Origin of the sequence: Shewanella sp. AS16 (assembly GCF_021412365.1) — a bacterium.
Classification (GTDB): domain Bacteria; phylum Pseudomonadota; class Gammaproteobacteria; order Enterobacterales; family Shewanellaceae; genus Shewanella; species Shewanella salipaludis.
In genome coordinates this window covers 580,183-605,304 of sequence record NZ_JAKCLK010000003.1, presented here as the reverse complement: position 1 = coordinate 605,304, position 25,122 = coordinate 580,183, and the positions used below count along the sequence as shown (strand labels likewise).

Sequence of the window (25,122 nt, the reverse complement as noted above, 5' to 3'; positions counted from 1 at the left end):
AGAGCAGGGGCAATCCCGGCTCAGATGCTGGCCAGCTCACCCACAGCTGGCTGGCGAAAACGTCCCAGGCGCCAGATGGCCACCCCAGTCAACAGCAAGATAAGCAGCGACCCAAGCACCACGCCCGACCAGTCGGCGGCATGCCAAAAATACATCAGATAAGGGCCGCCCACGGCGGCGCCCAGATAGTAACAACAGAGGTAGAGCGACGTCGCCTTGGCCCTATGGCTCATGGCGCGCATGGCGACGAAGGAATTGCAGCAGCTGTGGATGATGAAGAAACCACAGGCGGTCAGCAGAAATCCCAGGCAGATCATCGGCTCAGTGTCGGCCAGGGTCAGCAGGCTGCCGCATAGCATCATGGCCAGAGACAGCTGAAACAATTTAAGCTGACCGTGTTTCACTATCCACCTGGAAGTAAAGTAGGAGGCGACTGTGCCGCTGGAGTAGCAGAGGAAGATCAGCGTCGCCTCGAAGCGGCTCCAGTTGTAGGGCGGCGCCATCAGATGCAGCTGGATGAAGCTGAACTGGTTGACCATCACCATGAACGCCAGGCCACCTATGCCATAGACCAAACGCATCTGGGCATCGGTCAGGTGATACCAGAATCCTTGCACATCCCTCTGCATCCCGCGCCAGAAGCCCGGCAGCTTGGCGACGCAGGTCGTCGGCCTGAGCTCGGTTATCGGCGTCAGCAAATAGCTGGCCAAGGCGACGCCGAATAGGCTCAACAGGCATAAGATCCACATGGCCTCCTGCCAGGCGAAATACTGCGACATCAGGCCACCGAATAAACGCCCCAGGATACCGCCCGTGCTGTTGGCCGTGATGTATACCGCCGCGGCCTTGAGCATGATAGCGGGTTGCAGCTGCTCCTTGAAATAGGCCATGGCGATGGCAGGCACCGCGGCCAGCAGCAGGCCCTGCAGCAAACGCGTCCACATCAAGGCCTCGAAATCCGCCACAAACACCAGCATCAGGTCTGATGCCACCAGCAACCAGAGACTGATGAGGATAGGCCAATGCCGGCCGATGCGATCGGACAAGATGGCGTACAGCAACAGCGAGAAGGCCATGGAAAAACTGGTGAACGAGAGGATCAGCGGCGCCTTCGCCGGCGCCACACTGAACTGCTCGGCGATCAAGGGCAACATCCCCTGCATCAGATAAAGGTTGATGTACACCACCACGGAAGCCAGGCATAGCCCCCAGATCAGCTTCTTATCCCGTCTTCTGGCGTCGATTAGGGCATCCAGTTCATCTTGCATGGCAACCTCGTTAGCCCAAATGCGATAGGCCAAGATTAGCACTGGACAGGAGATAACAATAATAAATAAAATCAATCAAACATATTGATTTTTGTTATAACATTTCGTCGAGGAAGCCATGGACATACGCCAGTTGACCCACCTGGATGCCCTCGCCCGCAGCGGCAGTTTTACCCTTGCCGCCAAACGCCTCAACATGGCCCAGCCGGCCCTGAGTCAGAGCATCAAACGCCTGGAACACTCCCTGGGTGTCACTCTGGTCAATCGCGGCATGGGCCGGCTCAGCCTGACCGCCGAAGGCCTGGTACTGCACCAGCATGCCACGCTGATCATCAAGCAGCTGCAACAGGCACAGGCGCAGATCCGTGCCATGGCCAACCTGAGTTCGGGAGAGGTACGCATCGCCGTGCCGGGAATGCTCGGCTCCTTCTATCTGCCCTCGCGCCTGATGGCCTTCAGGCATCAGCATCCTGAGCTGAAACTGTCGCTGTTCGAAGGTGGCACCCGCGATGCCTTGAGGATGCTGCAACAGGAGGAGGTGGATATCGCCATCATCACGGCCCAGGATCTCAACAGCGAGTTGGACAGTCGGCTGTTGCTGCGGGAACAGATGGTCGTCGCCCTGGGACAGGAACATCCGCTGGCCGGACTCGAGCGCATCCGCCTCGACGATTTCCTCGAGCATGAGCTGGTGATGTTCAAGACAGGCTATTTCCACCGTGAGTGGATCTTGTCACAGGCCAAATCTCTGGGAAAAACACCGAACATCGCCTTCGAGACCAATCTGATCAACCTGATAAAGCAGGTGGTGTCCCAAGGCTTCGCCATCACCAGCGTGCTGGAAATGGCTATCGGCCCCAAGGATGACATACTCGCCAAACCCTTCGAACCGCCGGTGTTTCTCGACTTGCATGTCGCCTGGAAAAAACAACGCCCGATCAGCTTGGCCGACCGGGCGTTCGTCGATTTTCTTATGCAGAACAGATAAGGCTACTGCTATTTTAAAGGCACCGCCTTCATCAGCACTTCCGTGGTGAACTTCTGGTTGTTGATCACGGGAAACCTGTCATAGGTCTGGAAGATAACCCGCCCCTGGTATTGGATCATGGCCACCACCCCATAGTCTATGCTGCTGTCGATCGACTCGGGCGGCAGGATGAACTTGAAGGGCACAGGGGCGCGGGCAATGTTGAAGCTCTTCTGGGCCACTATCACTCCGGGCGATGAGAGATCTATGATGGCGATAGTGATGCTGCAGCCCTGGGGCAAGGCGATGCGTTCCAAATAGCCGGCGGCGCCATTAATCACCACGGACGGTGGAGGCTCGACTGTCACGCAGGCACTCAGACCTATGGCGATACAGACTAATGTCACACTTTTGATGATGCGCTTGAGCATTTATTTATCCTTAACCATTCGCAGCAGGCCTTCCTGGGTCGCCGAAGCCACCAACTCGCCCTGCTGATTGAAAAACTGTCCCTTCACATAACCGCGGCCACCGCTGGCGGTGGGGCTGTCTATGCTGTAGAGCAACCATTCGCCTATGTCGAAGGGGCGATGGAACCACATGGAGTGATCTATGGTCGCCATCCGCATTCCCGGCGTCAGGAAAGAGACCCCGTGGGGCTGGGCGGCGGTGACCAAAAAGTTGAAATCCGAAGCATAGGCCAGCAGAGAGTCATGCACATGCTCATCGGCCGGCACTGTGCCATTGGCCCGCAACCACAGATAGCGGTGCGGCTCGGTTGCCGCCGGCGCCACGGGATTGAGCGGGTTGATCAGGCGCATCTCGATAGGTGCATCGGCCATGAACTTTTCCAACATCCTGGGCGGCACCCGATCGCGCATGGTCATCGCCAGTTCCTGCTGATTGAGCAGCCCCTCAGGCCCAGGTACTTGTGGCATACTGGCCTGATGTTCGAAGCCTGCCTCTTCGGCCTGGAAGGAACAGGTCATGTAGAAAATCGGCCGCCCCTTCTGAATCGCCTTCACCCGCCGGGCACTGAAGCTGCCGCCATCGCGCATGATTTCCACATCATAGACTATCGGCAACTTCTCATCGCCGGCCCGCAAGAAGTAAGAATGCAGCGAATGCACCTTGCGCTCCGGCGGCACAGTTTGCTTGGCGGCGCTCAAGGCCTGACCCATTACCTGGCCGCCAAACACATGACCGAAGCCCAGATCCTGGCTCTGGCCCCGAAACAGGCCGATTTCAATTTGCTCCAGGGATAACAAGGACAAGAGATCGTCTAACACATGACTCATAAGATCCTACTGAATACTTAGCAATAAATGCCTAAAGGGTAACTCACATCCCCTCCCCCTGCCAGCAGCTTTTAGTCGCCTGCCCCAGCCGCGACCGACGTCCGGGCATGGTATTCAAGCGCGTCGGACAAGCATGGGAATTCCCCACACCCGAGCCTGAGTCCTTGTTATGCTATGCCGGCAGAGAGTAAACTTAACTCTTTGTCACTATTGGCCTTTAATGCATCACTGGACAGCAAAATGAACCCTTGGATATTAGCCATCAGACCCCGCACCCTGCCCGCAGCCGCCAGCCCGCTAATCCTGGGCAATGTGTTGGCCTTTGCAACCGACCATTTCAGCTGGCTCATCGCCCTGGCATCCTTGAGCTGTGCCCTCTTGCTGCAAATTGCCGTCAATCTGGCCAATGATTACTTCGATCACAAGCATGGCATAGACACGGCGGAGCGCCTTGGACCCGTGCGTGTCAGCCAGAGCGGCCTGCTGGCCCCGGTCAAGGTACGCAGCGCCATGCTGCTATGCCTGTTGCTGGCCCTGGCCGTCGGCAGCTATCTCATCTGGCACGGTGGCTGGCCCATAGCCCTGCTGGCGACGGCCTCGGTTTTCGGAGTACTGGGTTACAGTGGCGGCCCCTACCCGCTGGCCTCCCATGGCTTGGGCGAAGTCGCCGCCTTCATCTTCTTCGGCCTGGTGGCCGTGGTCGGCAGCTACCTGCTGCAGACGGGCGTCACCACGCCGACCGCCTGGCTGCTAGGTTGCGCCATGGGCAGTTTCAGCGCCGCCATCATGCTGGTCAACAACACCCGTGATATACAGACGGACGCCAAGGCAGGCAAGCTGACCCTGGCGGTGCGTTGGGGTCAGGCCCAGGCCAGAGTCTGGTACCAGACCTTGGCCTATCTGCCTTATGGCCTCATCATCTCGGGTTTCTTGCTGGGGCTGCTGCCCGGCCTGCCCGTGTTGCTGGCGGGGGTATCCTTGCCTCTGGCCCGCGGTCTGAGCCGTGAATTTTCCGAAACCTCAGGCCAGGCACTCAATCCCCTGCTGGGGCGCACCGCCAAACTCATGCTGGTCTTCAGCCTGCTGTTCAGCGCCGGTTGGCTCCTGCTCCCTTGAGACGGCGCTGAGCCTTGAGTATTCAGGACCATGAAAAAGGCTCATATTATGAGCCTTTTTTTGCCAATCAATGCCGCTTTAAACCAGAATTCTTTGCCAATCAATGCCGCTTTAAACCTGTAGCCTTCAAAAGCCAGCGGCATTCAAGCGGTCAACACCGGCAGTTCAGAGCTTATGCAGCTCACGCTTGGCGTCACTCCAGTTGAGGTGATACTTGTCGCCGGCCGGGGTGTCGGTGCGCTCGAAGCTATGGGCGCCGAAGTAATCACGCTGGCCCTGCAACAGATTCGCCGGCAGGGTTTCACTGCGGTAACTGTCGTAGTAGCTCAGGGCCGAAGCGATGCAAGGCACGGGAATGCCGAGGCTGACGGCGGAAATCACCGCCTTGCGCCATTCCTTCTGTTTCTGCGACAGGGCCTGGCTGAAACTGTCGGCCATCAACAGATTATGCAGCTCGGCATTGTCCCTATAGGCCTGGGTAATGGACTGAAGGAAGGTGGCTCGTATGATACAGCCGGCACGCCAGATCTTGGCTATCTCGGCAAAATCCAGTTGCCAGCCCTGCTCCTTGGCTGTCATCGCCATCAGCTGAAAGCCCTGGGCATAGCTGCAAACCTTGGCGCAATAGAGGGCGCTCTCCAGCGCCTGAATGAAGGCCTGCTGCTCATCCTCGGGCAGTTTAGTGCCCGCCGGGCCAGCCAATTTCTGGCTCAGCGCCAGGCGCAGTGGTTTCTGGGTACTGACGGCCCTGGCGTAAACCGCCTCGGCTATGGTCGGTGCCGGACAGCCAATCTGTAAGCTGCTGACCGCGGTCCACAGGCCAGTGCCCTTCTGGCCGGCCTTGTCCAGTATCATCTCCACCAGCGGCTTACCTGTGAGCGGGTCATCCTGCTGCAGCACTTCGGCGCTGATCCCCATGAGGTAAGAGTTGAGGCTGCCCTGGTTCCAGGCCTTGAACACTTCACCCACGGCAAACGGTGTCATACCCAGGCCATCATGCAGCAGCTGGTACGCCTCACAGATCAGCTGCATGTCGGCATATTCGATGCCGTTATGCACCATCTTCACATAATGGCCGGCGCCGGCGGGACCTATATAAGTAGTGCAAGGCTCGCCTTCGGTGACAGGATTACCCGGCTCGAAACGCTCTATCGGCAAGCCGGTAGCGCCATCCACCTTGGCGGCAATCGCCTTCCAGATGGGCGCCACATGCTGCCAAGCCTTGAGATCGCCACTCGGCATCAGCGAAGGGCCGAAGCGCGCGCCGACTTCACCGCCGGACACGGCCGAACTGAAGAACACGCACTTGCCCGCATAACGTTGCTCGCGCTCGACCGTATCTGTCCACAGGCTGTTACCCGTATCTATGACTATGTCGTCGGCTTCCAGGCCGGCATCGAACAATGCCGAGCACACACCGTCGACCGGCGCCCCCGCGGGCACGGATAACACCAAGATCCTGGGTTTAGCCAGGCTGGCCAACATATCGGTAAGATTATTACAGCCATCCAGTACTTGGGCACGGCCGGGCACTTCGGCCCGGGCCTGCGCTACGGCAGCAGTGACTTTAACAGGATCTAAATCGAAGGCAGAGACACGATAGCCGTTGTCGACTATGTTGAGGGCAAGGTTTTTTCCCATGACACCCAGGCCTATTACGCCTATGTCATTCAGTTTGCTGCGGTTTGGCATTGCTATTATTCCCACGGATACAGGAGGGCTATTTTTTGCCGATTATACCGACTTTGGTAAGTTAATTACCAGCGACAATAGCCTCTGCATACGTTTGCGGCTGTCAATAACCACTGCCGGCAAAAAGGCTTAGCAGCAGTTTCTGCCAGATAACGCGCTCGAAACGTCCTGGCCGATAGCTTAATGATAGACAAGGATAGCCATGGCCGGGGACCGAGTATGACATCAGGGCATAGGGCCCAAGACTTAGCCTAAGCCACTGGCAAATGCCCATGCCAGCTTGCCTCAAGCCAAACCCAGGCCCTAGCGTCGCTGCTGCCGCTCGGCCGGCGCCCGTACCAGGGCGTCGGCATAACCGAGTAGCGTCAGTGCGGCGCGCACCAGGGCCAGACTCAGGGGATCTTCCAGGGTCGCGGGTGGAGTGTAATCCTGATTGTCGGCGATCTTGCGCATGGTGCCACGCAAGATCTTGCCCGAGCGCGTCTTGGGCAGCTTTTGCACCGCACTGACCAAACGAAACGACGCCACCGGCCCTATCTGTTGGCGCACCAGGGCGATCAACTCTTGATGCAAGATCTCATCCCGGGTCTGTACCCCGCTTTTAAGCACCACCAGCCCAAGGGGCACCTGGCCCTTGAGCTTATCCTCGACGCCTATCACGGCGGCCTCGGCAACATCCGGATGTTGGCACAGGACTTCCTCGAAACGCCCGGTCGACAATCTATGTCCGGCAACATTGATGATGTCGTCGATGCGACTCATGACATAGAGGTAGCCCTCTTCATCCAGGTAGCCAGCATCCCCCGTCAAGTAATAGCCTGGGTACATGGACAGGTAACTGTCCGCATAACGGCGATCGTTCTGCCACAGGGTGCAGAGTGTGCCCGGCGGCAGCGGCAGTTTGATCACCAGATTCCCGGGCACATTGGCGCCGACCGCCTCGCCCTGCTCGTTCAGGACTTCGACCCGATAGCCGGGCACAGGCAAGGCGGGCGAGCCGGGTTTGATGGCAACGGGGGCCACGCCCATCAGGTTGGCCGCTACCGGCCAACCGGTCTCGGTTTGCCACCAATGATCTATCACGGGTTTATCCAGGGTTTGTGTCGCCCAGCTCAAGGTATCGGGATCGCAGCGCTCACCGGCCAGAAACACGGCCCCGAGACAAGCCAGATCATGCCCTGCCACGCACAACCCCTGTGGATCTTCGCGCTTGATGGCACGGATGGCGGTAGGCGCGGTGAAGAAGCTTTTCACCCGATACTTTTCTATGGTGCGCCAGAAGGCCCCGGGATCCGGCGTGCCCACGGGTTTTCCTTCGTACATCAAGGTCGTTGCCCCGACCAGCAGCGGCCCGTAGACAATATAGGAATGGCCCACGACCCAGCCCACATCCGAAGCCGCCCAAAACACCTCTCCGGGTCCTATGTCATAGATGTTGTTCATGGACCAGGCCAGCGCCACCGCATGACCGCCGTTGTCTCGCACCACGCCTTTGGGCTGCCCTGTGGTGCCTGAGGTGTACAGTATATAGAGAGGATCCGTGGCCGCCAGAGCGGCACACTCGGCATCGCCGGCACCGGCCAGGGCCTGTTGCCAGTCCTGATCCCGCCCCGCTACCAACTCGGCCTGATACTGGCTGCGACCGAGTATCAGGCAATGGGCCACCTTATGCCGGCTCAGATCCAAGGCGGCATCGAGCAAGGGTTTGTAGGGCACCACGCCCGATGGCTCTATGCCACAGGAAGCCGAAAGCACCAACTTGGGTTTGGCATCCTCTATCCGGGTGGCCAGCTCACTGGCGGCGAAGCCGCCGAAGACTACTGAATGCACGGCACCGATACGGGCACAGGCCAACATGGCGAAGGCGGTTTCCGGCACCATGGGCATGTAGATGATGACCCTGTCGCCCTTGGTTACCCCAATCGAGCGCATATAGCCCGCAAGTCGCCTCACCTCGGCCAATAACTCGCGATAACTTATGCTGTATTCCTTGCCTGCCAGCGGGCTGACATAGGCTATGGCAGTCTGCTCACCCCGCCCGGCCAACACATGGCGATCGACGGCGTTGTAACAGGTATTCAATTCCCCGCCGCTGAACCAGCGATAAAAAGGCGCCTGACTGTCATCCAGTACCCTAGCGGCCGGCCGGGACCAATCCAGCAGCCCGGCCGCCTGGCGCCAGAAGCCCTGCTTATCTTCCAACGACTGCCGCAGCAGCTGCCTGTGTAACGCCAGATTGCTTGCCTGTGTCATCTCTGTCATCTCCCCCATTCGCATTGCTCGGCCCGGCTATCGAGCCCTTGATTCGAGCCATAGATTCGCGCCATAGATTGCCCCCGCCGGATATGGGTCAAGCCGCCCGGCCTGCCACATTATGAACAGAATGCGAGCCGCGGCCCTATTAGACATTAGCCTAAAAGTTAACTGCAACGGCCCGAGGTTTTGCACCTGCAGGGTAGAGACGCGCGGGGGCATGCCGGCATGAAAACCCGGCCCGGATGGATTGAAGACAAAAAATAAACAAGCGTTTTAACTTCCCTGGACAGCCCGCTGGCAATAGGGATTGACACCTGGAGCCAAGGAAAAAAACCAACCAGCTTTACCTTTACGTAAACTTCATATATCGTGCTGGGAAAGTGATTATTTATGGTGTCATATGAGCGTGAACAGCAATCCACAAACCACCTATTCGATCAGTGATCTCTCCAAAGAGTTTGATATCACCACTCGAAGCATCAGGTTTTACGAAGATCAGGGCCTGCTTAAACCCAAGCGTCGCGGCCAGACCCGCATCTATAGTTTGAAAGACAGGGTACGGCTCAAGCTGATCCTGCGCGGTAAACGCCTGGGCTTCTCCCTGGCCGAGACCCGTAGACTATTCGAACTCTACGACGCCGACAAGAGCAGCACTTCGCAGCTCAATACCATGCTGGCGCTGGTCGAAGAGAAGAAGACGGCACTGCAGCAGCAGATGGACGATATCAAGGTCGTGCTGATGGAACTCAATTCTGCCGAGCAGCAATGCCGCGCGGCGCTGGAAGATAACCTCAGCAACCGGGCCTGATTGCGCCTGGCCTGAGACCCAAGCCGGCGAAAGATGAAACATATAAGCTCAACACCATAAATATAATAAAGATAACCAGACCCCTGGTCTCAGCGCCGCGGCACACAGTCACAGTCCACAGCTGTCTGTAGACACAAGTGACAAGCCGCAGGTTCGGTCCAGGGACCAATAAGACACAGGATACAAGCCATGACCTCACTCTACACCAGCCTCAATTTCGGCCTAGGCCAAGACATAGACATGTTGCGCGACGCGGTACAGGACTTCGCCGCCAATGAAATCGCCCCCATAGCCGCCAAGGTAGATCACGACAACGCCTTCCCCAACGAGCTCTGGCCCGTGCTGGGTAACATGGGGCTGCTGGGCGTGACTGTACCCGAGGAGTTCGGTGGCGCCAACATGGGCTACCTGGCCCATGTGGTGGCGATGGAAGAAATTTCCCGTGCCTCGGCCTCTATCGGCCTGTCCTATGGCGCCCACTCCAACCTGTGTGTCAACCAGATCAACCGCAACGGCAACAGCGAACAGAAGGCCAAGTACCTGCCCAAACTGGTCAGCGGCGAGCACATAGGCGCACTGGCCATGAGCGAGCCCAACGCAGGTTCGGACGTAGTGTCAATGAAACTGCACGCCCGCAAGCAAGGCGACAGATACATACTCAACGGCAACAAGATGTGGATCACCAATGGTCCGGACGCCCACACCTATGTGATCTACGCCAAGACAGATCTCGACAAGGGGCCCCACGGCATCACGGCCTTCATAGTCGAGCGCGACAGCAAGGGCTTCAGCCAGGCGCAGAAACTCGACAAGCTGGGGATGCGCGGCTCCAACACCTGTGAGCTGGTGTTCGAAGACTGTGAAGTGCCGGAAGAAAACATCCTTGGCGGCCTCAACAACGGCGTCAAGGTGCTGATGAGCGGCCTGGATTACGAGCGCGTGGTGCTCTCCGGGGGTCCGCTGGGGATCATGGCCGCCTGCATGGACATAGTCGTGCCCTACATCCACGAACGTGAACAGTTCGGCAAGTCCATCGGCGAATTCCAACTGGTACAGGGCAAGCTGGCCGACATGTATACCGGCATGAACGCCGCCAAGTCCTACATCTACAATGTCGCCAAGTCCTGTGATCGCGGCGAGACCACCCGCAAGGATGCCGCCGGCGCCATTCTCTACAGCGCCGAGCTGGCAACCAAGATGGCGCTGGATGCCATCCAGCTGCTGGGCGGCAACGGCTATGTCAACGAATACGCCACCGGCCGCCTGCTGCGCGATGCCAAGCTGTATGAAATCGGCGCCGGCACCTCGGAGATCCGCCGCATGCTGATCGGCCGCGAACTCTTCAACGAGTCCAAATAAGCTATGTATCGAGGGCGGTCTGCCGCCCTCTACCCTTCCTGTTTCGAAAAGGATAAGACAGTGACCCAACTCGGCAGCCGCATCAACGCCCGCAGCGATGAATTCAAAGCCAAATACGACGGCATGGCATCTCTGGTACAAGATCTCAAACTCAAACTGGCAAAAATCGAACAAGGTGGCGGCCCGGTCGCACTGGAACGTCACCTGTCCCGTGGCAAGTTGCTGCCGCGTCAGAGGGTCGAGAAACTGCTCGATCCCGGTTCGCCCTTCCTCGAGCTGTCCCAATTTGCCGCCTTCGAGGTCTATGACGAAGAAGTGCCGGCGGCCGGCATCATAGCCGGCATAGGCAGGGTCAGCGGCGTGGAGTGCATGATCATCGCCAACGATGCCACGGTCAAGGGCGGGACCTACTATCCGCTAACGGTGAAGAAACACCTGCGCGCCCAGGACATCGCCAGCCGTTGCCACCTGCCCTGTATCTATCTGGTGGACTCGGGTGGCGCCAACCTGCCGCGCCAGGACGAAGTCTTCCCCGACAGGGATCATTTCGGTCGCATCTTCTACAACCAGGCACAGATGTCGGCCAAGGGCATACCCCAGATAGCCGTGGTCATGGGCCTATGCACCGCCGGCGGCGCCTATGTGCCGGCGATGGCGGACGAGTCCATCATAGTCAAGGAACAGGGCACCATCTTCCTCGCCGGCCCGCCGCTGGTGAAAGCCGCCACGGGTGAAGAAGTGAGCGCCGAAGAGCTCGGCGGCGCCGAGGTGCATACCAAGATTTCCGGGGTGGCCGATCACCTGGCTCAGAACGACGATCACGCGCTGGAACTGGCGCGCCGTGCCGTGTCGCGCCTCAATCATCAGAAAGAAATTCGCAGCCTGCTCAGCCCGTCACACCCGGGCCAGGTGAAGGCGCCCAAATACGACATCAACGAGCTGTATGGCATAGTAGGTACAGATCTGAAGAAGCCCTTCGACGTCAAGGAGGTCATAGCCCGCCTGGTGGACGACTCGGACTTCGACGAATTCAAGGCCAACTATGGCGCCACCCTGGTGTGTGGCTTCGCCCGCGTCCACGGCTACCCGGTCGGCATAGTCGCCAACAACGGCATCCTCTTCTCCGAGTCGGCGCAGAAAGGCGCCCACTTCATCGAGCTCTGCTGTCAGCGCAAGATCCCCCTGCTATTCCTGCAGAACATCACAGGCTTCATGGTGGGCAAGAAGTATGAGCACGAAGGCATAGCCAAGCATGGTGCCAAGATGGTGACCGCAGTGTCCTGCGCCACAGTGCCCAAGTTTACCGTCATCATAGGCGGCAGCTATGGCGCAGGTAACTACGGCATGTGTGGCCGCGCCTTCGAGCCGACCATGATGTGGATGTGGCCCAACGCCCGCATCTCTGTGATGGGCGGCGAGCAGGCCGCCGGCGTGCTCGCCACAGTGCGCCGCGATGGTCTGGCCCGCAAGGGATTGGACTGGCCGGTCGAGGAAGAACAGGCCTTCAAGGCGCCGATCGTCGCTCAATACGATAAGGAAGGTCATCCCTACCATGCCAGCGCCCGTTTGTGGGACGATGGCATCATAGATCCGGCGCAGACCCGCGACGTGGTGGGCCTGGCGCTGTCGGCGGCGCTCAACGCCCCCATAGAGGACACACGTTTCGGCGTGTTCCGCATGTAATGGCAGCAAGCGCTAAGGAACCGACTATGGAAACCCCAATGGAAGCCAAACACCCGGGCCAGTACCAGCATATTCTCACCAGCCTGGAGCTGGGCGTGGGAACACTGAGCCTCAATCGTCCCTCACTGCATAACGCCTTCGACGAGGTGATGATCGCCGAGATGACCCAGGCCATTCAGGCCTTCGCCGCCAACCCGGACTGTCAGCTGCTGCTGCTCAGGGCCGAGGGCAAGAACTTCAGTGCCGGCGCGGATCTCAACTGGATGCGTAAACAGGCCAAGATGGACTTCGAGCAAAACCTCGACGATGCCGAGGCCCTGGCCGGATTGATGCAGACGCTGGACAGATTCCCCAAGCCGACACTGGCCCTGGTCCAGGGTGCCGCCTTCGGTGGCGCCCTGGGACTCATCTGCTGCTGTGACATCGCCATCGCCACCCCCAAGGCCAGTTTCTGCCTCAGCGAAGTCAAGCTGGGGCTCATTCCCGCGGTGATCAGCCCCTATGTGATCCGCGCCATGGGCCAACGCGCCTCGCGGCGCTACATGCTGACCGCCGAACGCTTCGATGCTGCCAAGGCGGCCGAGCTGCAGGTGATCCACGAAATACATGAAGATCTGGATGCCGCCGCCGCGCCCATAATGAGTGCCCTGCTGGCCAACAGCCCCCAGGGCATGGCTTGGGTCAAGACCCTGTTGCAGCGCCAGGAGAATGGGGTGATAGACGCCGCCACCCTCGCCTACACCAGCGAGCGCATCGCCCGCATCCGGGTATCGGAAGAAGGCCAGGAAGGCCTCAATGCCTTCTTCGACAAGCGCCCGCCGGCTTGGACAGCCTTGAGCCGGCAAACAGCCTCAAGCCAAAAAGCCGCCAAAGCACAAGAAAAAACCGACGATACGCCAGGAGCCCAATAAATGTTCAGCAAATTATTAATTGCCAACCGCGGCGAAATCGCCTGTCGTATCATCAAGACGGCCCAGAGCATGGGGGTGCGCACCGTCGCCCTCTACTCGGATGCCGACAAAGACGCCCGCCATGTGGCCATGGCCGATGAGTCTTTCTATCTGGGCGGCAGCGCCCCGGCAGACTCCTACCTCAAGGGCGATGTCATCATAGAGATAGCCAAGAAGGCCGGCGCCCAGGCGATACACCCGGGTTATGGTTTCCTGTCGGAGAATGCCGACTTCGCCCGCAAGTGCGAAGCTGCCGGCATCGCCTTCGTCGGTCCTGGCTCGGATGCCATAGACGCCATGGGCAGCAAGAGCGCCGCCAAGGCCATCATGGCCGCCGCCAAGGTGCCGCTGGTGCCGGGCTACCATGGTGACGATCAGAGCGATACCCTGCTGCTCAGCGAAGCCAACAAGATAGGCTTCCCTTTGCTGATCAAGGCCGCCTACGGTGGCGGTGGCAAGGGAATGCGGATCGTCGAAAATGCGGCCGAACTTCAGGGCGCCATCGACTCGGCGCGCCGCGAAGCCGCCTCATCCTTCGGCAACGACAAGCTGTTGATGGAGCGCTACCTGCGCCAGCCGCGCCATGTGGAAGTGCAAGTGTTTGCCGATACCTTAGGCAATGCGATTTACTTATCCGACCGTGACTGCTCCATCCAGCGCCGCCATCAGAAGGTGGTCGAAGAAGCTCCGGCTCCCGGTCTGTCCGATACCCTGCGCGCCCGCATGGGAGCGGCGGCCGTCGCTGCCGCCAAGGCGATAGACTATGTCGGCGCCGGCACTGTCGAATTCCTGCTGGACACCCTGGCTGACGACGACGGCAGCAACTTCTACTTCATGGAAATGAACACCCGGCTGCAGGTGGAACACCCTGTGACCGAGATGGTCACGGGCCAGGACTTGGTCAAATGGCAGCTGCTGGTTGCCAGCGGCCAGCCACTGCCACTGAGCCAGGATGAAGTGCGCATTCACGGCCATTCCTTCGAAGTGCGCATCTACGCCGAAGATCCCCAGAACGAGTTCCTGCCCGCCAGCGGCAAGCTCAACTTCCTGCGCGAGCCGGAGCAGAGCAAGTTCGTGCGCATCGACTCGGGGATCCGCGAGAACGATGTGATCAGCAACTTCTACGATCCCATGATCGCCAAGCTCATCGTCTGGGACGAGTCGCGGCCACGGGCGCTGCAGCGTTTGGTGCATGCGCTCGAGTCCTATCAGATCAGTGGCCTGAAGCACAACATAGAGTTCCTGGCCAACATAGCAGAGCACCCGGCCTTCGCCGCAGCGGACTTCAGCACAGACTTCATCGAGCGTTACGGCGATGCCCTGATAGGCTCGGCTTCCAGCGAGGCCGACATGGCGCTGGCACTGGCCGCCCTGTATCAGCTATGTGCCCGTAAGGCCGAGGCCCAAGCCGCGGCGGTGAACAGCGCAGATCCTTATTCGCCATGGGGCCTGGCCAGTGGCTTTCGCCTCAACAGCGCCAACGTCCACCATGTGTCCCTGCTGGACAATGACCACCAGCTGCAACAACTGGCGGTAACCGAAGTGGCCGGCTATTACCAGCTGACGCTGCACGGCAGGGAACTGCTGCTGGCGGGCGAGCTCAGACAGGATATGTTGCTTGCCGAGATCAACGGTCACAAGAGCAAGATCCCTGTCAGCCAGGTCGGCGACGATTTCACCCTCTTCCTGACCTCGGGCAGCTATCATTACCGCGCCATCCAGACTGAGATAGTCGAGGAACAGGCCAGCCATGAAGACAAGCTGAAGGCGCCGATGAACGGCACTGTCGTCACCCACCTGGTGCAGGTCGGCGATCGCGTCAGCGCGGGTCAGGGGCTGTTGGTGATGGAAGCCATGAAGATGGAATACACAATAGAAGCGCCATTCGATGGCGTAGTGACGGCATTCTACTATCAGAGTGGCGAGCTGGTCGGCGATGGCGCCAAACTGCTGGAAATCGAAGCTCTGGTGCCAGACGCAGAAGACAAGGGGAACTGAGATGTTACCAACCGAGGTCAGTATCTTCGAAGTCGGTCCACGTGACGGGCTGCAGAATGAGAAGGCGGTCCCCACGGCCGCCAAGGTGGCGCTGATCGACCAGCTGAGCGCTGCCGGGGTCAAGCGCATCGAAGCCGGCAGCTTCGTCTCCCCCAAGTGGGTGCCGCAGATGGCCGACTCGGCACAGGTGTTTGCCGCCATCAACCGCAGTCCGGGCGTGGTTTACAGCGCCCTCACCCCTAACTTACAGGGACTGGAACTCGCGCTTGCCGCCGGGGCCGACGAAGTCGCCATCTTCGGCGCCGCCTCGGAGAGCTTCAGCCGGCGCAACATCAACTGTTCCATAGATGAGTCGATTGCCCGCTTCATCCCCTTGATGGAAAAGGCAAAAGAAGCCGGAGTCAGGGTGCGGGGTTATGTTTCCTGCGTCCTGGGTTGCCCCTACGAGGGCGAGATTGCCGTCACCGAAGTGGCGCGCGTGTCTGAAATCCTTTACAAAATGGGTTGTTACGAGATTTCTCTGGGCGACACCATAGGGGTTGGCACGCCGTTAAATGCCCGTAGAATGCTGGATGCGGTCGCAGCTCGGGTACCGGTCGAACAACTGGCGCTGCACTTCCATGACACCTATGGCCAGGCGTTGGCCAACATCCTCGCCTGTCTGGATACCGGGGTACGCACCTTCGACGCCTCGGTGGCGGGTCTCGGCGGCTGCCCCTATGCCAAGGGCGCCTCGGGTAACCTGGCGAGCGAAGATCTTGTCTATATGCTGCACGGCATGGGCATAGAAACTGGCATAGACTTAGCCAAGCTGGCGGCGGCCGGCAATGGCATCAGCCAGGCGCTGGGACGGCCGAGCGGCGCCAAGGTCGCCAGAGCCACGGCACAGAACTAACCTGGCTGGCTATGCCACGGCGGCATAGCCAGCCTCACAGATCCAGCTTCAGCGCCGACCTGAACATCGGCGCCAAACACAAGGAAATAACAATGGCGGGACTCAATAAAGTCGTCGGCAGCTATGAAGAAGCCCTGAGCGGCCTGACCGATGACATGACCATAATGGTAGGCGGATTTGGCCTATGCGGCATTCCCGAAGGGCTGATCGAGCAGATGGTCAAGCTGGGCGTCAGCGGCCTGACGGCCATTTCCAACAATGCGGGTGTGGATGACTTCGGCCTGGGGCTGCTGCTCAAGCATAGACAGATAGCCACTATGATCGCCTCCTACGTGGGCGAGAACGCCACCTTCGAGCAACAGATGCTCAGCGGCGAACTGAATGTGATCCTCACCCCCCAGGGCACCCTGGCGGAAAAAATCCGCGCCGGCGGCGCAGGTATTCCGGCATTCTTCACCGCCACAGGCTACGGCACCCCGGTCGCCGACGGCAAGGAGACCCGTGAAATCAAGGGCCGTCACTATGTGCTGGAAGAGTCGCTGACCGCAGATTTCGCCCTGATCCGAGCCTGGAAGGCCGACACCATGGGCAATCTGGTATACCGCAAGACAGCCGCCAACTTCAATCCCATGATGGCCACCGCCGGCAAGATAACCGTGGTCGAAGCCGAACACATAGTTCAGCCGGGCGAACTGGATCCGGATCATATCCATACCCCAGGCATCTATGTCAACCGGGTGATCCAGGCCAGCTTCGAGAAGCGCATAGAACAGCGCACCGTCAAGGCCGCCAACTAAGGCGCAGCAGCAATAAGGGATTCAATACCATGGCATTATCCAGAGAACAACTGGCCCAGCGCGTCGCCAAAGAACTGAAAGACGGCTATTACGTTAACTTAGGCATAGGCATACCTACCCTGGTGGCCAACTATATCCCCGCCGGCATAGAAGTCATGCTGCAGTCGGAAAACGGTCTGCTGGGCATGGGTGAATTTCCCACCGAAGAGACCATAGATCCGGATCTCATCAACGCCGGCAAGCAGACGGTCACCGCAGTCAAGGGGGCCTCCTTCTTCTCCTCGGCGGAAAGCTTCGCCATGATCCGCGGCGGTCATGTGGATCTCACAGTGCTCGGTGCCTTCGAAGTCGACGTCGACGGCTCCATCGCTTCCTGGATGATCCCCGGCAAGCTGATCAAGGGCATGGGCGGCGCCATGGACCTGGTGGCCGGCGCGGAAAACATCATAGTCACCATGATGCACGCCGACAAATACGGCAACTCCAAGCTGTTGCCCAAGTGTGAATTGCCGCTGACGGGTTACGGCTGCATCAAGCGGGTACTGACCGACTTGGCCTTCATAGAGATCAAGGACGGCGCCTTCCACTTGTTGGAGCGGGCCCCTGGGGTCAGTGTCGAGGAAATCGTTTCCAAGACCGCCGGCAAGCTGATAGTGCCGGAGCATGTGCCTGAGATGGTGTTTTAGGCTTAGCCCAAGCCTGAAGGCCTGTCTGATATGAGAACCACCCTCCTTGGGTGGTTTTTTATGTCTATGTGAATGCCGAAAGGGCCCGCAATAGCCTTGCCGCCTCCTCGTCGACTGCGACGACAATGGCTCTCAGGACGAGGACAAGGTATAGTGCAATAAAAACATGGATGTCGTCTGCGACATAGGAAGTATTTGATGTCAAACGTCATTGTCGAGAATTCGCTGAATTCGTTCGCACCACAGAGCCAATGGCTGGAACATGTCTGGATCGGCATGCGCCTGGATGTACAACTGCTGGATCACCACAACAGTCGGTTTCACAGCGAACTGATTGGCTATCGCCTGGGTCGCTTCATCCTGGTGCGCTTCGATGAGCAGGCCCTGCCGCCCAAGCTTAGCCTCAATGGCTTGGTCGCCGTCTGCCGCTTTCTGGTAGAGGACAGTGTCGGTGAATGCTATGCCTTCAAGAGCCAGGTACTCAATGCTGTGCGTCTACCCGACAAGCTGCTGTTTTTATCCTTCCCCACCGAAATCCATCGCCGGCCGCTGAGGACCACAAGACGGGTCAGCATCAGCATTCCCGCTTCCATCCAGTTACGTACAGGGCATGGCCAGGTGGGCAAGGCCTATGATGGCCTGATAACGGACATCTCCCAAGTGGGGTGTCGCTTCCGCTTCGCCCCGAACCACAAGGGACATAAGGTCAACCTGTTGCCGGTGCAAATCAATCTGCATGGCCAGGAAGGGCAGCCGCAAAGGCAGATCCAGGGCTTGGTGCGTAACTCCAAAATGGAAGATACAGGTCTATGTGTCGGCATCAAGTTCGATGAGATACAAGCTGACTTTGACGAAACCATGTGGACCAGCGAGCCATGACGCCAGTCTATCCGTTTTGAACTTTCCCGGGCCTGGACTCGTGTCTCTCAGCCTGCCAGGACGGCACGGCTGCAGCTAGAGCTAGGGTAGCCTTTACAACTTAAAACTCACGGCAAATGGCGGATTGGCGAGGGGGTTTACTGTTTTACTAAGCGTTACTAGGCTAATTTTTTACCGCTAGCGGTCGCCTATTTTACCGCTACCGGCCCTCATATTTTACGGCTACTGACCTAAGCAGCACGGACGAGCCCTAGCCAGACTCGTCCGTGCTCTGGCCCTGAGCCTGGGTTAGGTCAGGCTGGTAAATACCACCGAAGCGCTGGTGTAGTCGACCCCCTTATCGGGGAAATTCATATCGGCCAACAGATTCCCGGCCGCCGAATAGTTGTAAATATGATTACTCGAGGTCAGATACACATTGTTGCTGGCCCCGGCCGCGATGCTGCTGATATTGAAGCCGGTGTTGCAATAGGACAACTGATTCAGATTCAAATCGCGTACGGTAAATCCGAGTTGCGAGCCATTATAAGAAGCATACAGCCTATCTTCCAATACACTGACGTCGGTGTAATTAATGCTGGTGACAGGGAAGGTCATGTCCTGTAGTTGCGTCCCATTGGTTTTGTAACGATAGATGTGATTACCTGCGGCCAGATACACATCCTGGCTGGGCCCTGCCGCTATGCCACTGCTGACAAAGGGCGTCGCAAACCAGGAAATCTGAGTGAGATTCAAATCCCGAACCGTTACCCCTACTTGTGAACCTTTATAGGTCGCAAACAGCAAATCGCCACGCACGGTCAAGCTGGTGTAGATAATGCCTTTGTCGGGAAAGGTCATCCGCGAGATCAGCGCACCGTCAGTCCGATAGTGATAAATGTTGTTGGCAGAAGCGACGTAAAAATCGTTATCGGCGCCGGCCGCCACCCCATTAATATCGAACCCGGTATTGATGAATGAGATCTGGTCCAAACCTAAATCGCGAACCGTGACTCCTTGTTGCGAACCTTTGTAAGAGGCATAAACGTAGTTATTACTCATATCTTCTCTCCTTAAATTAATGAATCTAACTAAACGTCGAGGCAAGCTTAGCAAAGAACCAGCATTTCGCTACCGAGCCCAAAAAAATCGCCGCAAGAATTGAATTTAACATCCAGAGAACGGCAGAATTGGCAGCCAAACAGCGGATACGCCGACAGAGTCCGAACAGAGAGTGCCGGGATGATACACAGGCGCAATAAGCCTGTGTGAGTGTGTATGGGGCACTGCTATGTATTTTGCAGATGCATACTGGGATCCCGCTGCAGCGCCTCGGTAATGAACGTGATTAACGCTCTCAGTCTGAGTAAGTGTCGAAAATCCTGATGATACCCCATCCAGACATCGCGACTCGGCAAGTGCTCCCCCACCTCGACTCTTTTCAGGCCCGGGTAGCGATCGCCGAGTAATTCAGGTAATACAGCCAGCCCTTTGCCCAATGAGCAGACTTGAGCTTGGGCAATGCGATTATTGCTGGTAAAAATGACCTGCGCATCTGGACAATGCTGCTTCAACCACAGGACATCCGGCATACTCCCAAATTGACTGTCCATAGTGATCAGCTGCATTCCGGCGCCAGTACCAACCTTTTGCCAGTCGAGCGTTGCCGCAGCATAGACGCCATACTTCATGGTAAGCACTTTGCGTTGAACAATGTCAGGGTCTTCAAAGGGTAAGATACGAAAAGCCAAATCGGCTTCTCTGCGATTGAGATTGAATGGCCTGCTATCAGTCACAAGCTCTATCATCAGCTTAGGATGAAGCGCTAAGAATTCGGTAAACAGGGGACTTAAAACATGGCTCCCAAACCAATCCGAGGATGACACCTTGATCGAGCCACTTAACTCTTGATCTTGCCCCTGCAGGCTGCGTGATAAGGCCAAGGTTTCACTTTCCATTCTCTGGGCGAAACTCAGCATCATCAGGCCTTCATCCGTGAGCCAGAAACCCTCAGAAGAGCGTTGAAACAGTCTTTGTCCTATGGCTTTTTCCAGGCTTTGAATACGGCGTCCAACCGTTGGCTGGCTGGCTCCCAAAACTTTAGCCGCCCCACTCAGGGTCCCCGCCCTGGCAACCTCTAAAAAGAAACGCACATCATTCCAATTCATAACTATTCATTTTTGAATAAATGTACTGCATTTTAGTTAATTTCAATTCAAAAATATATAAATATACTCTTAAGAAAACGTTCAATTCATTTGGAGAAAACTCATGTCTGAGTCCATGAAAGCCGTCATTGCAGAACACATAGACGCCCCCCTTAAATCCGTGATCTTAGCCGTTCCGACACCTAAGCCGGGTGAAGTCAGAGTGAGGGTCGCTGCCAGTGGGGTTAATCCTTTGGATCTTAAAATCCGTGCAGGGAAAGCCCCCCACGCCAAGCATCCCCTCCCGGCCGTATTGGGTATGGACATGGCCGGCATTGTCGACTCGGTTGGCAGCGAAGTCGACCAATTCAAGCAGGGGGACCGAGTATTTGGCTTGACCGGAGGTATCGGCGGTCATCAAGGTGCCTTAGCTGAATACCAAGTTGTGGATGCCGCTCTGCTGGCAAAGGTACCGGAATCCATGTCACTGCGAGAAGCTGCATCCATCCCACTGATTTTTATCACCGCATGGGAGGGAATCGTCGATAGGGCTAAGGTCAGCGAAGGACAAAGCGTATTGGTCCATGGTGGTGCCGGTGGCGTAGGGCAAATGGCCGTTCAGATTGCTAAAGCCCATGGTGCCGAGGTTTACGCCACAGGCAAAGCACAAGATGCAGAAACAATCCGCAACTTAGGTGCCACGCCAATCGATTTCGAACGCACCTCAGTTGAAGAGTACCTGAACCAATATACCGGCGGTGCCGGGTTCGACATAGTCTATGATACGGTTGGCGGCACAGTGTTGGATAATGCCTTCGAGTCGGTAAAAACCTATACGGGTCACGTCGTCAGCTGTTTAGGCTGGGGCACACACAGCCTTGCTCCGCTATCCTTTAGAGGTGCAACCTATTCGGGTGTCTTCACCTTAATGCCATTGCAAACGGGCAAGGCCCGTGCTCACCATGGCCACATAATGCAGCAAGCCTCTAAATTAGTGGACAACAGCCAATTACGGGTCATTCAGGATCCTAACAAATTTGATTTATCACAGACCAATGAGGCACATAGTCATATCATGGCAGGCAGGGCCAAAGGTAAAGTTGTCATCACTATTGCCGACATTTGATTCACGGGGAAGGTGTTTCCCTCGTTGTCAGGTTCCCGATGATTGATAGTCTTTAGCAGATATTGCAATGGCCCAAGCTGTTATGCGCATCAAACTCTGAACAATGCAAGACCCGACGCCAGCTAATGCCCAGCGGCACTGGCCAGGATGGTGATATAAGAGAAGCGGGCATGGCACTTTGCCGCACACCCGCCTCTCTAGTGTCAATATAGAATGTGTCACTTATTGCTGAAATCTAGGGAGTATATCCCTATAGGGCATATCTATATCTGACATGCTGTATCGGGCATGCTATTTCAGCATGCCGATATTTTTTATCTTCGGTTATTTCAAGGAAATGGCAACGATATAGTTATTACCACTGGGGTTTTGGGTTGCATAAGCGAACACCGTTTCATTGCCGTAGCTGAAACTGTGAGCACCAACGGCGGGAATATCCAGATAAACGTTGCCCAGGTCCAGATTGTCATCGGCGACGATAAAGGTGATATCGGCACCACAGCCCTTGGGCGCCAAAAATACCGAAGAGTTGCCCATGGCCAAGGTCTCAGAGCCGTCGGGTAGGATCACATCCCCCACCTTAATGCCGGCAAAAGTCGAGTCGTCATTGACCTTACTCACGCCGGTGATTTTGATGTTGTAGCTGGTGTTATTTACGATTTCCAGTGATGCTGAAAGTGCCATAATCATTTCCTTAATGTGTGTTGATCCATAGATTCAATTAGGTTAAGAACGACCACTTGCTTCGAGCTGCACTAAGCCTCGTTGCAAGGCGGTTGTGTAACGCCTCAAAAGTCTAGTTCAGCCTTTGCCAAAGTAAAATGACAGGGAATATAAATGTCGTAAACTTTCTGAGACAGAGAATTAACGACAACTCAAATCTAGCTTGAGCCAAGAATAAGACGCGTCGATGGCGCCGCCCTATCCAGGCTGGGAAAACTGAAATGACATCTGAGTTAAGCGCTTGGCTTCACTTATCCCCGGGAAAAGCTTAGTCTGTCTCAATGCTTTTATTTCGCATGGCATTTTGCATGAGTGATTTTAACTCCAGATAAAGGCCAAGTGCAGCAAGGAGCCTGGCTTCAGAGGTGTATTCCACCTCTGCTGAGTGCAACTATTGGCTTATACCAACGAGGCTATCTCCTTCTGTATCTCTGCATCAATACACTCGTGCGACTTTGCCTGACTCGGGATGTATGGTGCCAAGTCCGAGTTCGCCCTGCGAGCCGTGGAAATAATAACTATCCAACATAATAAAATAACGGGCGCTTTTAATGCCCGGCACATTGGAGACACAAGTGAAAAAATCTGCCGTAGCGATTGCCGTATTCAGCACTCTATTGGGGTTGGCACTGCCGGCCAGGGCCGAGATTGCGGCCCCTCAGGATCAAGCCTATGCAGGCACCCTGAGCCTGAAAGTGGACGCCACAGATCTGAGCCACCGTATCTTCCAGGTCCATGAAGACATTCCTGTGACTCCTGGCCCCTTGACCTTGCTCTATCCCCAATGGATCCCAGGTCATCATTCCCCCACTGGCCCCATAGACAAAATCGCCGGCCTGAGCATAAGTGCCAAGGGCAAGACCATTCCCTGGGAGCGGGATCAAGGCAACGTCTATGCTTTCAATCTGCAGGTACCGGCAGGCGTCACCAGCATCAGCCTGGACTTTAAATTCCTCAGCCCACAGAACCCGGAACAGGGCCGGGTGGTGATGACCCCGGAAATGCTCAACCTGCAATGGAACACGGTCGCCCTGTACCCGGCAGGCCATTACAGCCGCCGGATCCAGGTTGCTCCCAGCGTAACCCTGCCGAACGGCTGGCAGTTCGCCACCGCACTGGAAAAAACCGGCCAGCATGGCAATACCGTCAGCTTCAAGGCCATAGATTTCGAGAACCTGGTGGACTCTCCCATGTTTGCCGGGCGCTATTACAAACGCTTGGACCTGGCGCCAGGCGCCGAGACCCCCGTGCATCTCAACGTCTTTGCCGACAAGGCCAAATCGCTTGAGCTGAGTGAAGAGAGCCTGACAATTCACCGCAACCTGGTGCAGCAGATGTACAAGGTGTATGGCGCCCATCATTATGATCACTATGACTTCCTGCTGGCCCTGACCGACAAGCTGGGTGGCATAGGCCTGGAACACCACAGATCCAGTGAGAACAGCGCCAAGCCCAACTACTTCACCGAGTGGGATAAGTCTTGGCTGGGGCGGGATCTCTTGGCCCACGAATTCAATCACTCCTGGAACGGAAAGTACCGCCGCCCCGCCGGCGTCTGGACCCCAAGTTACAATGAGGTCAAGCGTGACCATGGCCTCTGGGTCTACGAGGGGCAGACCCAGTACTGGGGCAATGTCATCGCCGCCCGCTCCGGCCTCTGGAGCCAGGAGCAGACCATGGACATGATGGCGCGCCTGGCGGCCACCTATGACAAGGGCCGCCCCGGCATGCAGTGGCGCAACATACTGGATACCACCAACGATCCCACCATAGCCCAACGCACTCCCCTGGCCTATCGCAACTATCAGATGAGCGAAGACTACTACTCGGGCGGTGAGCTGATCTGGCTGGCGGTGGATGCCAAGCTGCGTGAACTCAGCGCCAATAAGCTGAGCCTGGACGATTTCGCCAAGGCCTTCTTCGGCGTCAACCCGGGCGCCTGGGATGTCAACACCTACGAATTCGAGGATGTGGTGGCCAGCCTGAATGGCGTCCAGCAGTATGACTGGAGCGAATTCCTCAACGCTCGCCTCAAGGGGCATGTGAACCTGTCCAGCTCCCTGGCCGACCAGGGCTGGCAGTTGGTCTATAACGAGCAAATAACAGAGGCGGTCAAGGCGGCGGAAAAACGCTACGAAAGCATAGATTTTGTCTATTCGCTTGGCTTCATGGTGGGCAAGGATGGCACACTCAAGGATGTGCTCTGGGACAGCCCGGCCTTTAACGCCGGCCTGGCCCCCAGCATGACCATAGTGGCCATCAACGGTGAACAGCTGGACATGGATGGCCACGCCCTCAAGGATGCGGTGATCGCCGCCAAAGACAATAAGGCGCCCATAGAACTTCTGGTCAAGGACTTCAACCAGTACCGGACCCTGAAGCTCGACTACCACGGCGGCCTCAAATACCCGCACCTGGAACGCATCGACAGCAAGCCGGATTACCTGACGCAGCTGTTGACGCCACGCTAAGCGCGCCGCCATAGCTAAATGCGC

Annotated in this window: 21 protein-coding genes; 13 read left to right on the top strand and 8 right to left on the bottom strand. The window is 57.2% G+C overall.

Annotated features, from left to right (window positions below; translation table 11 throughout):
• Positions 1-20: 20 nt before the first annotated feature.
• Positions 21-1,268: an MFS transporter gene (locus LZP73_RS11245; protein WP_234235098.1), complete on the bottom strand. Its 1,248-nt coding sequence runs from the start codon at positions 1,266-1,268 to the stop codon at positions 21-23.
• Between the two features lie 118 nt (positions 1,269-1,386).
• On the opposite strand from LZP73_RS11245, the gene LZP73_RS11240 reads away from it, so the two are divergent.
• The gene (locus LZP73_RS11240) at positions 1,387-2,256 is read left to right on the top strand and encodes a LysR family transcriptional regulator (RefSeq protein WP_234235096.1); all 870 of its coding nucleotides are present in this window, start codon (positions 1,387-1,389) and stop codon (positions 2,254-2,256) included.
• Positions 2,257-2,264: 8 nt separating this feature from the next.
• Here LZP73_RS11240 and LZP73_RS11235 read toward each other — a convergent pair whose 3' ends face one another.
• Together LZP73_RS11235 and tesB are read right to left on the bottom strand one after the other, a co-directional pair.
• Positions 2,265-2,666, bottom strand: coding sequence for a YbaY family lipoprotein (locus LZP73_RS11235; RefSeq protein WP_234235094.1), 402 nt, complete (start codon positions 2,664-2,666; stop codon positions 2,265-2,267).
• Complete coding sequence (gene tesB / locus LZP73_RS11230) at positions 2,667-3,533, bottom strand: acyl-CoA thioesterase II (protein WP_234235092.1); 867 nt, start codon at positions 3,531-3,533, stop codon at positions 2,667-2,669. It lies immediately after the preceding gene.
• A 240-nt stretch (positions 3,534-3,773) separates the two neighbouring features.
• Between tesB and LZP73_RS11225 the strand changes: the two genes are divergently transcribed.
• Positions 3,774-4,649, top strand: coding sequence for a 1,4-dihydroxy-2-naphthoate polyprenyltransferase (locus LZP73_RS11225; RefSeq protein WP_234235090.1), 876 nt, complete (start codon positions 3,774-3,776; stop codon positions 4,647-4,649).
• 165 nt (positions 4,650-4,814) lie between these two features.
• Here LZP73_RS11225 and gndA read toward each other — a convergent pair whose 3' ends face one another.
• Both gndA and LZP73_RS11215 read right to left on the bottom strand, forming a co-directional pair.
• Positions 4,815-6,341 (bottom strand): NADP-dependent phosphogluconate dehydrogenase, encoded by a 1,527-nt coding sequence (gene gndA, locus LZP73_RS11220; protein ID WP_234235088.1) that lies wholly within the window; start codon positions 6,339-6,341, stop codon positions 4,815-4,817.
• A 303-nt stretch (positions 6,342-6,644) separates the two neighbouring features.
• The gene (locus LZP73_RS11215; protein WP_234235273.1) at positions 6,645-8,594 is read right to left on the bottom strand and encodes a propionyl-CoA synthetase; all 1,950 of its coding nucleotides are present in this window, start codon (positions 8,592-8,594) and stop codon (positions 6,645-6,647) included.
• A 403-nt stretch (positions 8,595-8,997) separates the two neighbouring features.
• On the opposite strand from LZP73_RS11215, the gene LZP73_RS11210 reads away from it, so the two are divergent.
• The 9 genes from LZP73_RS11210 to LZP73_RS11170 all read left to right on the top strand — a co-directional run bounded on the left by LZP73_RS11210 (position 8,998) and on the right by LZP73_RS11170 (position 18,652).
• Entirely contained in the window at positions 8,998-9,405 is a 408-nt protein-coding gene (locus LZP73_RS11210) for a MerR family transcriptional regulator (protein WP_234235086.1), read from the top strand.
• A 189-nt stretch (positions 9,406-9,594) separates the two neighbouring features.
• The gene (locus LZP73_RS11205) at positions 9,595-10,764 is read left to right on the top strand and encodes an isovaleryl-CoA dehydrogenase (protein WP_234235084.1); all 1,170 of its coding nucleotides are present in this window, start codon (positions 9,595-9,597) and stop codon (positions 10,762-10,764) included.
• Between the two features lie 60 nt (positions 10,765-10,824).
• Positions 10,825-12,447, top strand: a complete 1,623-nt coding sequence (locus LZP73_RS11200) for a carboxyl transferase domain-containing protein (protein WP_169564356.1) — start codon at positions 10,825-10,827, stop codon at positions 12,445-12,447.
• 26 nt (positions 12,448-12,473) lie between these two features.
• Positions 12,474-13,358 carry an enoyl-CoA hydratase-related protein gene (locus LZP73_RS11195; RefSeq protein ID WP_442800732.1) on the top strand — a complete coding sequence of 295 codons (885 nt, stop codon included), beginning with the start codon at positions 12,474-12,476 and terminating at the stop codon, positions 13,356-13,358.
• The gene (locus tag LZP73_RS11190) at positions 13,359-15,395 is read left to right on the top strand and encodes an acetyl/propionyl/methylcrotonyl-CoA carboxylase subunit alpha (RefSeq protein WP_234235082.1); all 2,037 of its coding nucleotides are present in this window, start codon (positions 13,359-13,361) and stop codon (positions 15,393-15,395) included. It begins immediately after the preceding gene.
• Position 15,396: 1 nt separating this feature from the next.
• Complete coding sequence (locus LZP73_RS11185; protein ID WP_234235081.1) at positions 15,397-16,290, top strand: hydroxymethylglutaryl-CoA lyase; 894 nt, start codon at positions 15,397-15,399, stop codon at positions 16,288-16,290.
• Positions 16,291-16,382: 92 nt separating this feature from the next.
• Complete coding sequence (locus tag LZP73_RS11180; protein WP_234235079.1) at positions 16,383-17,087, top strand: CoA transferase subunit A; 705 nt, start codon at positions 16,383-16,385, stop codon at positions 17,085-17,087.
• 29 nt (positions 17,088-17,116) lie between these two features.
• Positions 17,117-17,773 carry a 3-oxoacid CoA-transferase subunit B gene (locus tag LZP73_RS11175; RefSeq protein WP_169564349.1) on the top strand — a complete coding sequence of 219 codons (657 nt, stop codon included), beginning with the start codon at positions 17,117-17,119 and terminating at the stop codon, positions 17,771-17,773.
• A gap of 198 nt (positions 17,774-17,971) precedes the next feature.
• A complete protein-coding gene (locus LZP73_RS11170; protein ID WP_234235077.1) occupies positions 17,972-18,652 on the top strand; it encodes a PilZ domain-containing protein in 681 nt (226 codons plus the stop codon).
• A 288-nt stretch (positions 18,653-18,940) separates the two neighbouring features.
• Here LZP73_RS11170 and LZP73_RS11165 read toward each other — a convergent pair whose 3' ends face one another.
• Positions 18,941-19,693 carry a hypothetical protein gene (locus LZP73_RS11165; protein WP_234235075.1) on the bottom strand — a complete coding sequence of 251 codons (753 nt, stop codon included), beginning with the start codon at positions 19,691-19,693 and terminating at the stop codon, positions 18,941-18,943.
• 227 nt (positions 19,694-19,920) lie between these two features.
• Positions 19,921-20,799: a LysR family transcriptional regulator gene (locus LZP73_RS11160; protein WP_234235073.1), complete on the bottom strand. Its 879-nt coding sequence runs from the start codon at positions 20,797-20,799 to the stop codon at positions 19,921-19,923.
• Positions 20,800-20,902: 103 nt separating this feature from the next.
• Here LZP73_RS11160 and LZP73_RS11155 point away from each other — a divergent pair, with 103 nt between their 5' ends.
• Positions 20,903-21,904 (top strand): zinc-dependent alcohol dehydrogenase family protein, encoded by a 1,002-nt coding sequence (locus LZP73_RS11155; protein WP_234235071.1) that lies wholly within the window; start codon positions 20,903-20,905, stop codon positions 21,902-21,904.
• Positions 21,905-22,228: 324 nt separating this feature from the next.
• Here LZP73_RS11155 and LZP73_RS11150 read toward each other — a convergent pair whose 3' ends face one another.
• Positions 22,229-22,588 carry a hypothetical protein gene (locus LZP73_RS11150; RefSeq protein ID WP_169564342.1) on the bottom strand — a complete coding sequence of 120 codons (360 nt, stop codon included), beginning with the start codon at positions 22,586-22,588 and terminating at the stop codon, positions 22,229-22,231.
• 614 nt (positions 22,589-23,202) lie between these two features.
• Here LZP73_RS11150 and LZP73_RS11145 point away from each other — a divergent pair.
• Positions 23,203-25,098 (top strand): M61 family metallopeptidase, encoded by a 1,896-nt coding sequence (locus tag LZP73_RS11145; protein WP_234235069.1) that lies wholly within the window; start codon positions 23,203-23,205, stop codon positions 25,096-25,098.
• The last annotated feature ends 24 nt before the right edge of the window (positions 25,099-25,122 follow it).

Coding starts and splice junctions, on each gene's coding strand:
- LZP73_RS11155 (WP_234235071.1), top strand. CDS start 20,903: ATGTCTGAGTCCATGAAAGCCGTCATTGCAGAACACATAGACGCCCCC.
- LZP73_RS11240 (WP_234235096.1), top strand. CDS start 1,387: ATGGACATACGCCAGTTGACCCACCTGGATGCCCTCGCCCGCAGCGGC.
- gndA (WP_234235088.1), bottom strand. CDS start 6,341: ATGCCAAACCGCAGCAAACTGAATGACATAGGCGTAATAGGCCTGGGT.
- LZP73_RS11165 (WP_234235075.1), bottom strand. CDS start 19,693: ATGAGTAATAACTACGTTTATGCCTCTTACAAAGGTTCGCAACAAGGA.
- LZP73_RS11185 (WP_234235081.1), top strand. CDS start 15,397: ATGTTACCAACCGAGGTCAGTATCTTCGAAGTCGGTCCACGTGACGGG.
- LZP73_RS11210 (WP_234235086.1), top strand. CDS start 8,998: ATGAGCGTGAACAGCAATCCACAAACCACCTATTCGATCAGTGATCTC.
- LZP73_RS11235 (WP_234235094.1), bottom strand. CDS start 2,666: ATGCTCAAGCGCATCATCAAAAGTGTGACATTAGTCTGTATCGCCATA.
- LZP73_RS11150 (WP_169564342.1), bottom strand. CDS start 22,588: ATGGCACTTTCAGCATCACTGGAAATCGTAAATAACACCAGCTACAAC.
- LZP73_RS11215 (WP_234235273.1), bottom strand. CDS start 8,594: ATGACACAGGCAAGCAATCTGGCGTTACACAGGCAGCTGCTGCGGCAG.
- LZP73_RS11225 (WP_234235090.1), top strand. CDS start 3,774: ATGAACCCTTGGATATTAGCCATCAGACCCCGCACCCTGCCCGCAGCC.
- LZP73_RS11180 (WP_234235079.1), top strand. CDS start 16,383: ATGGCGGGACTCAATAAAGTCGTCGGCAGCTATGAAGAAGCCCTGAGC.
- LZP73_RS11190 (WP_234235082.1), top strand. CDS start 13,359: ATGTTCAGCAAATTATTAATTGCCAACCGCGGCGAAATCGCCTGTCGT.
- LZP73_RS11175 (WP_169564349.1), top strand. CDS start 17,117: ATGGCATTATCCAGAGAACAACTGGCCCAGCGCGTCGCCAAAGAACTG.
- LZP73_RS11245 (WP_234235098.1), bottom strand. CDS start 1,268: ATGCAAGATGAACTGGATGCCCTAATCGACGCCAGAAGACGGGATAAG.
- LZP73_RS11205 (WP_234235084.1), top strand. CDS start 9,595: ATGACCTCACTCTACACCAGCCTCAATTTCGGCCTAGGCCAAGACATA.
- tesB (WP_234235092.1), bottom strand. CDS start 3,533: ATGAGTCATGTGTTAGACGATCTCTTGTCCTTGTTATCCCTGGAGCAA.
- LZP73_RS11170 (WP_234235077.1), top strand. CDS start 17,972: ATGTCAAACGTCATTGTCGAGAATTCGCTGAATTCGTTCGCACCACAG.
- LZP73_RS11160 (WP_234235073.1), bottom strand. CDS start 20,799: ATGAATTGGAATGATGTGCGTTTCTTTTTAGAGGTTGCCAGGGCGGGG.
- LZP73_RS11195 (WP_442800732.1), top strand. CDS start 12,474: ATGGAAACCCCAATGGAAGCCAAACACCCGGGCCAGTACCAGCATATT.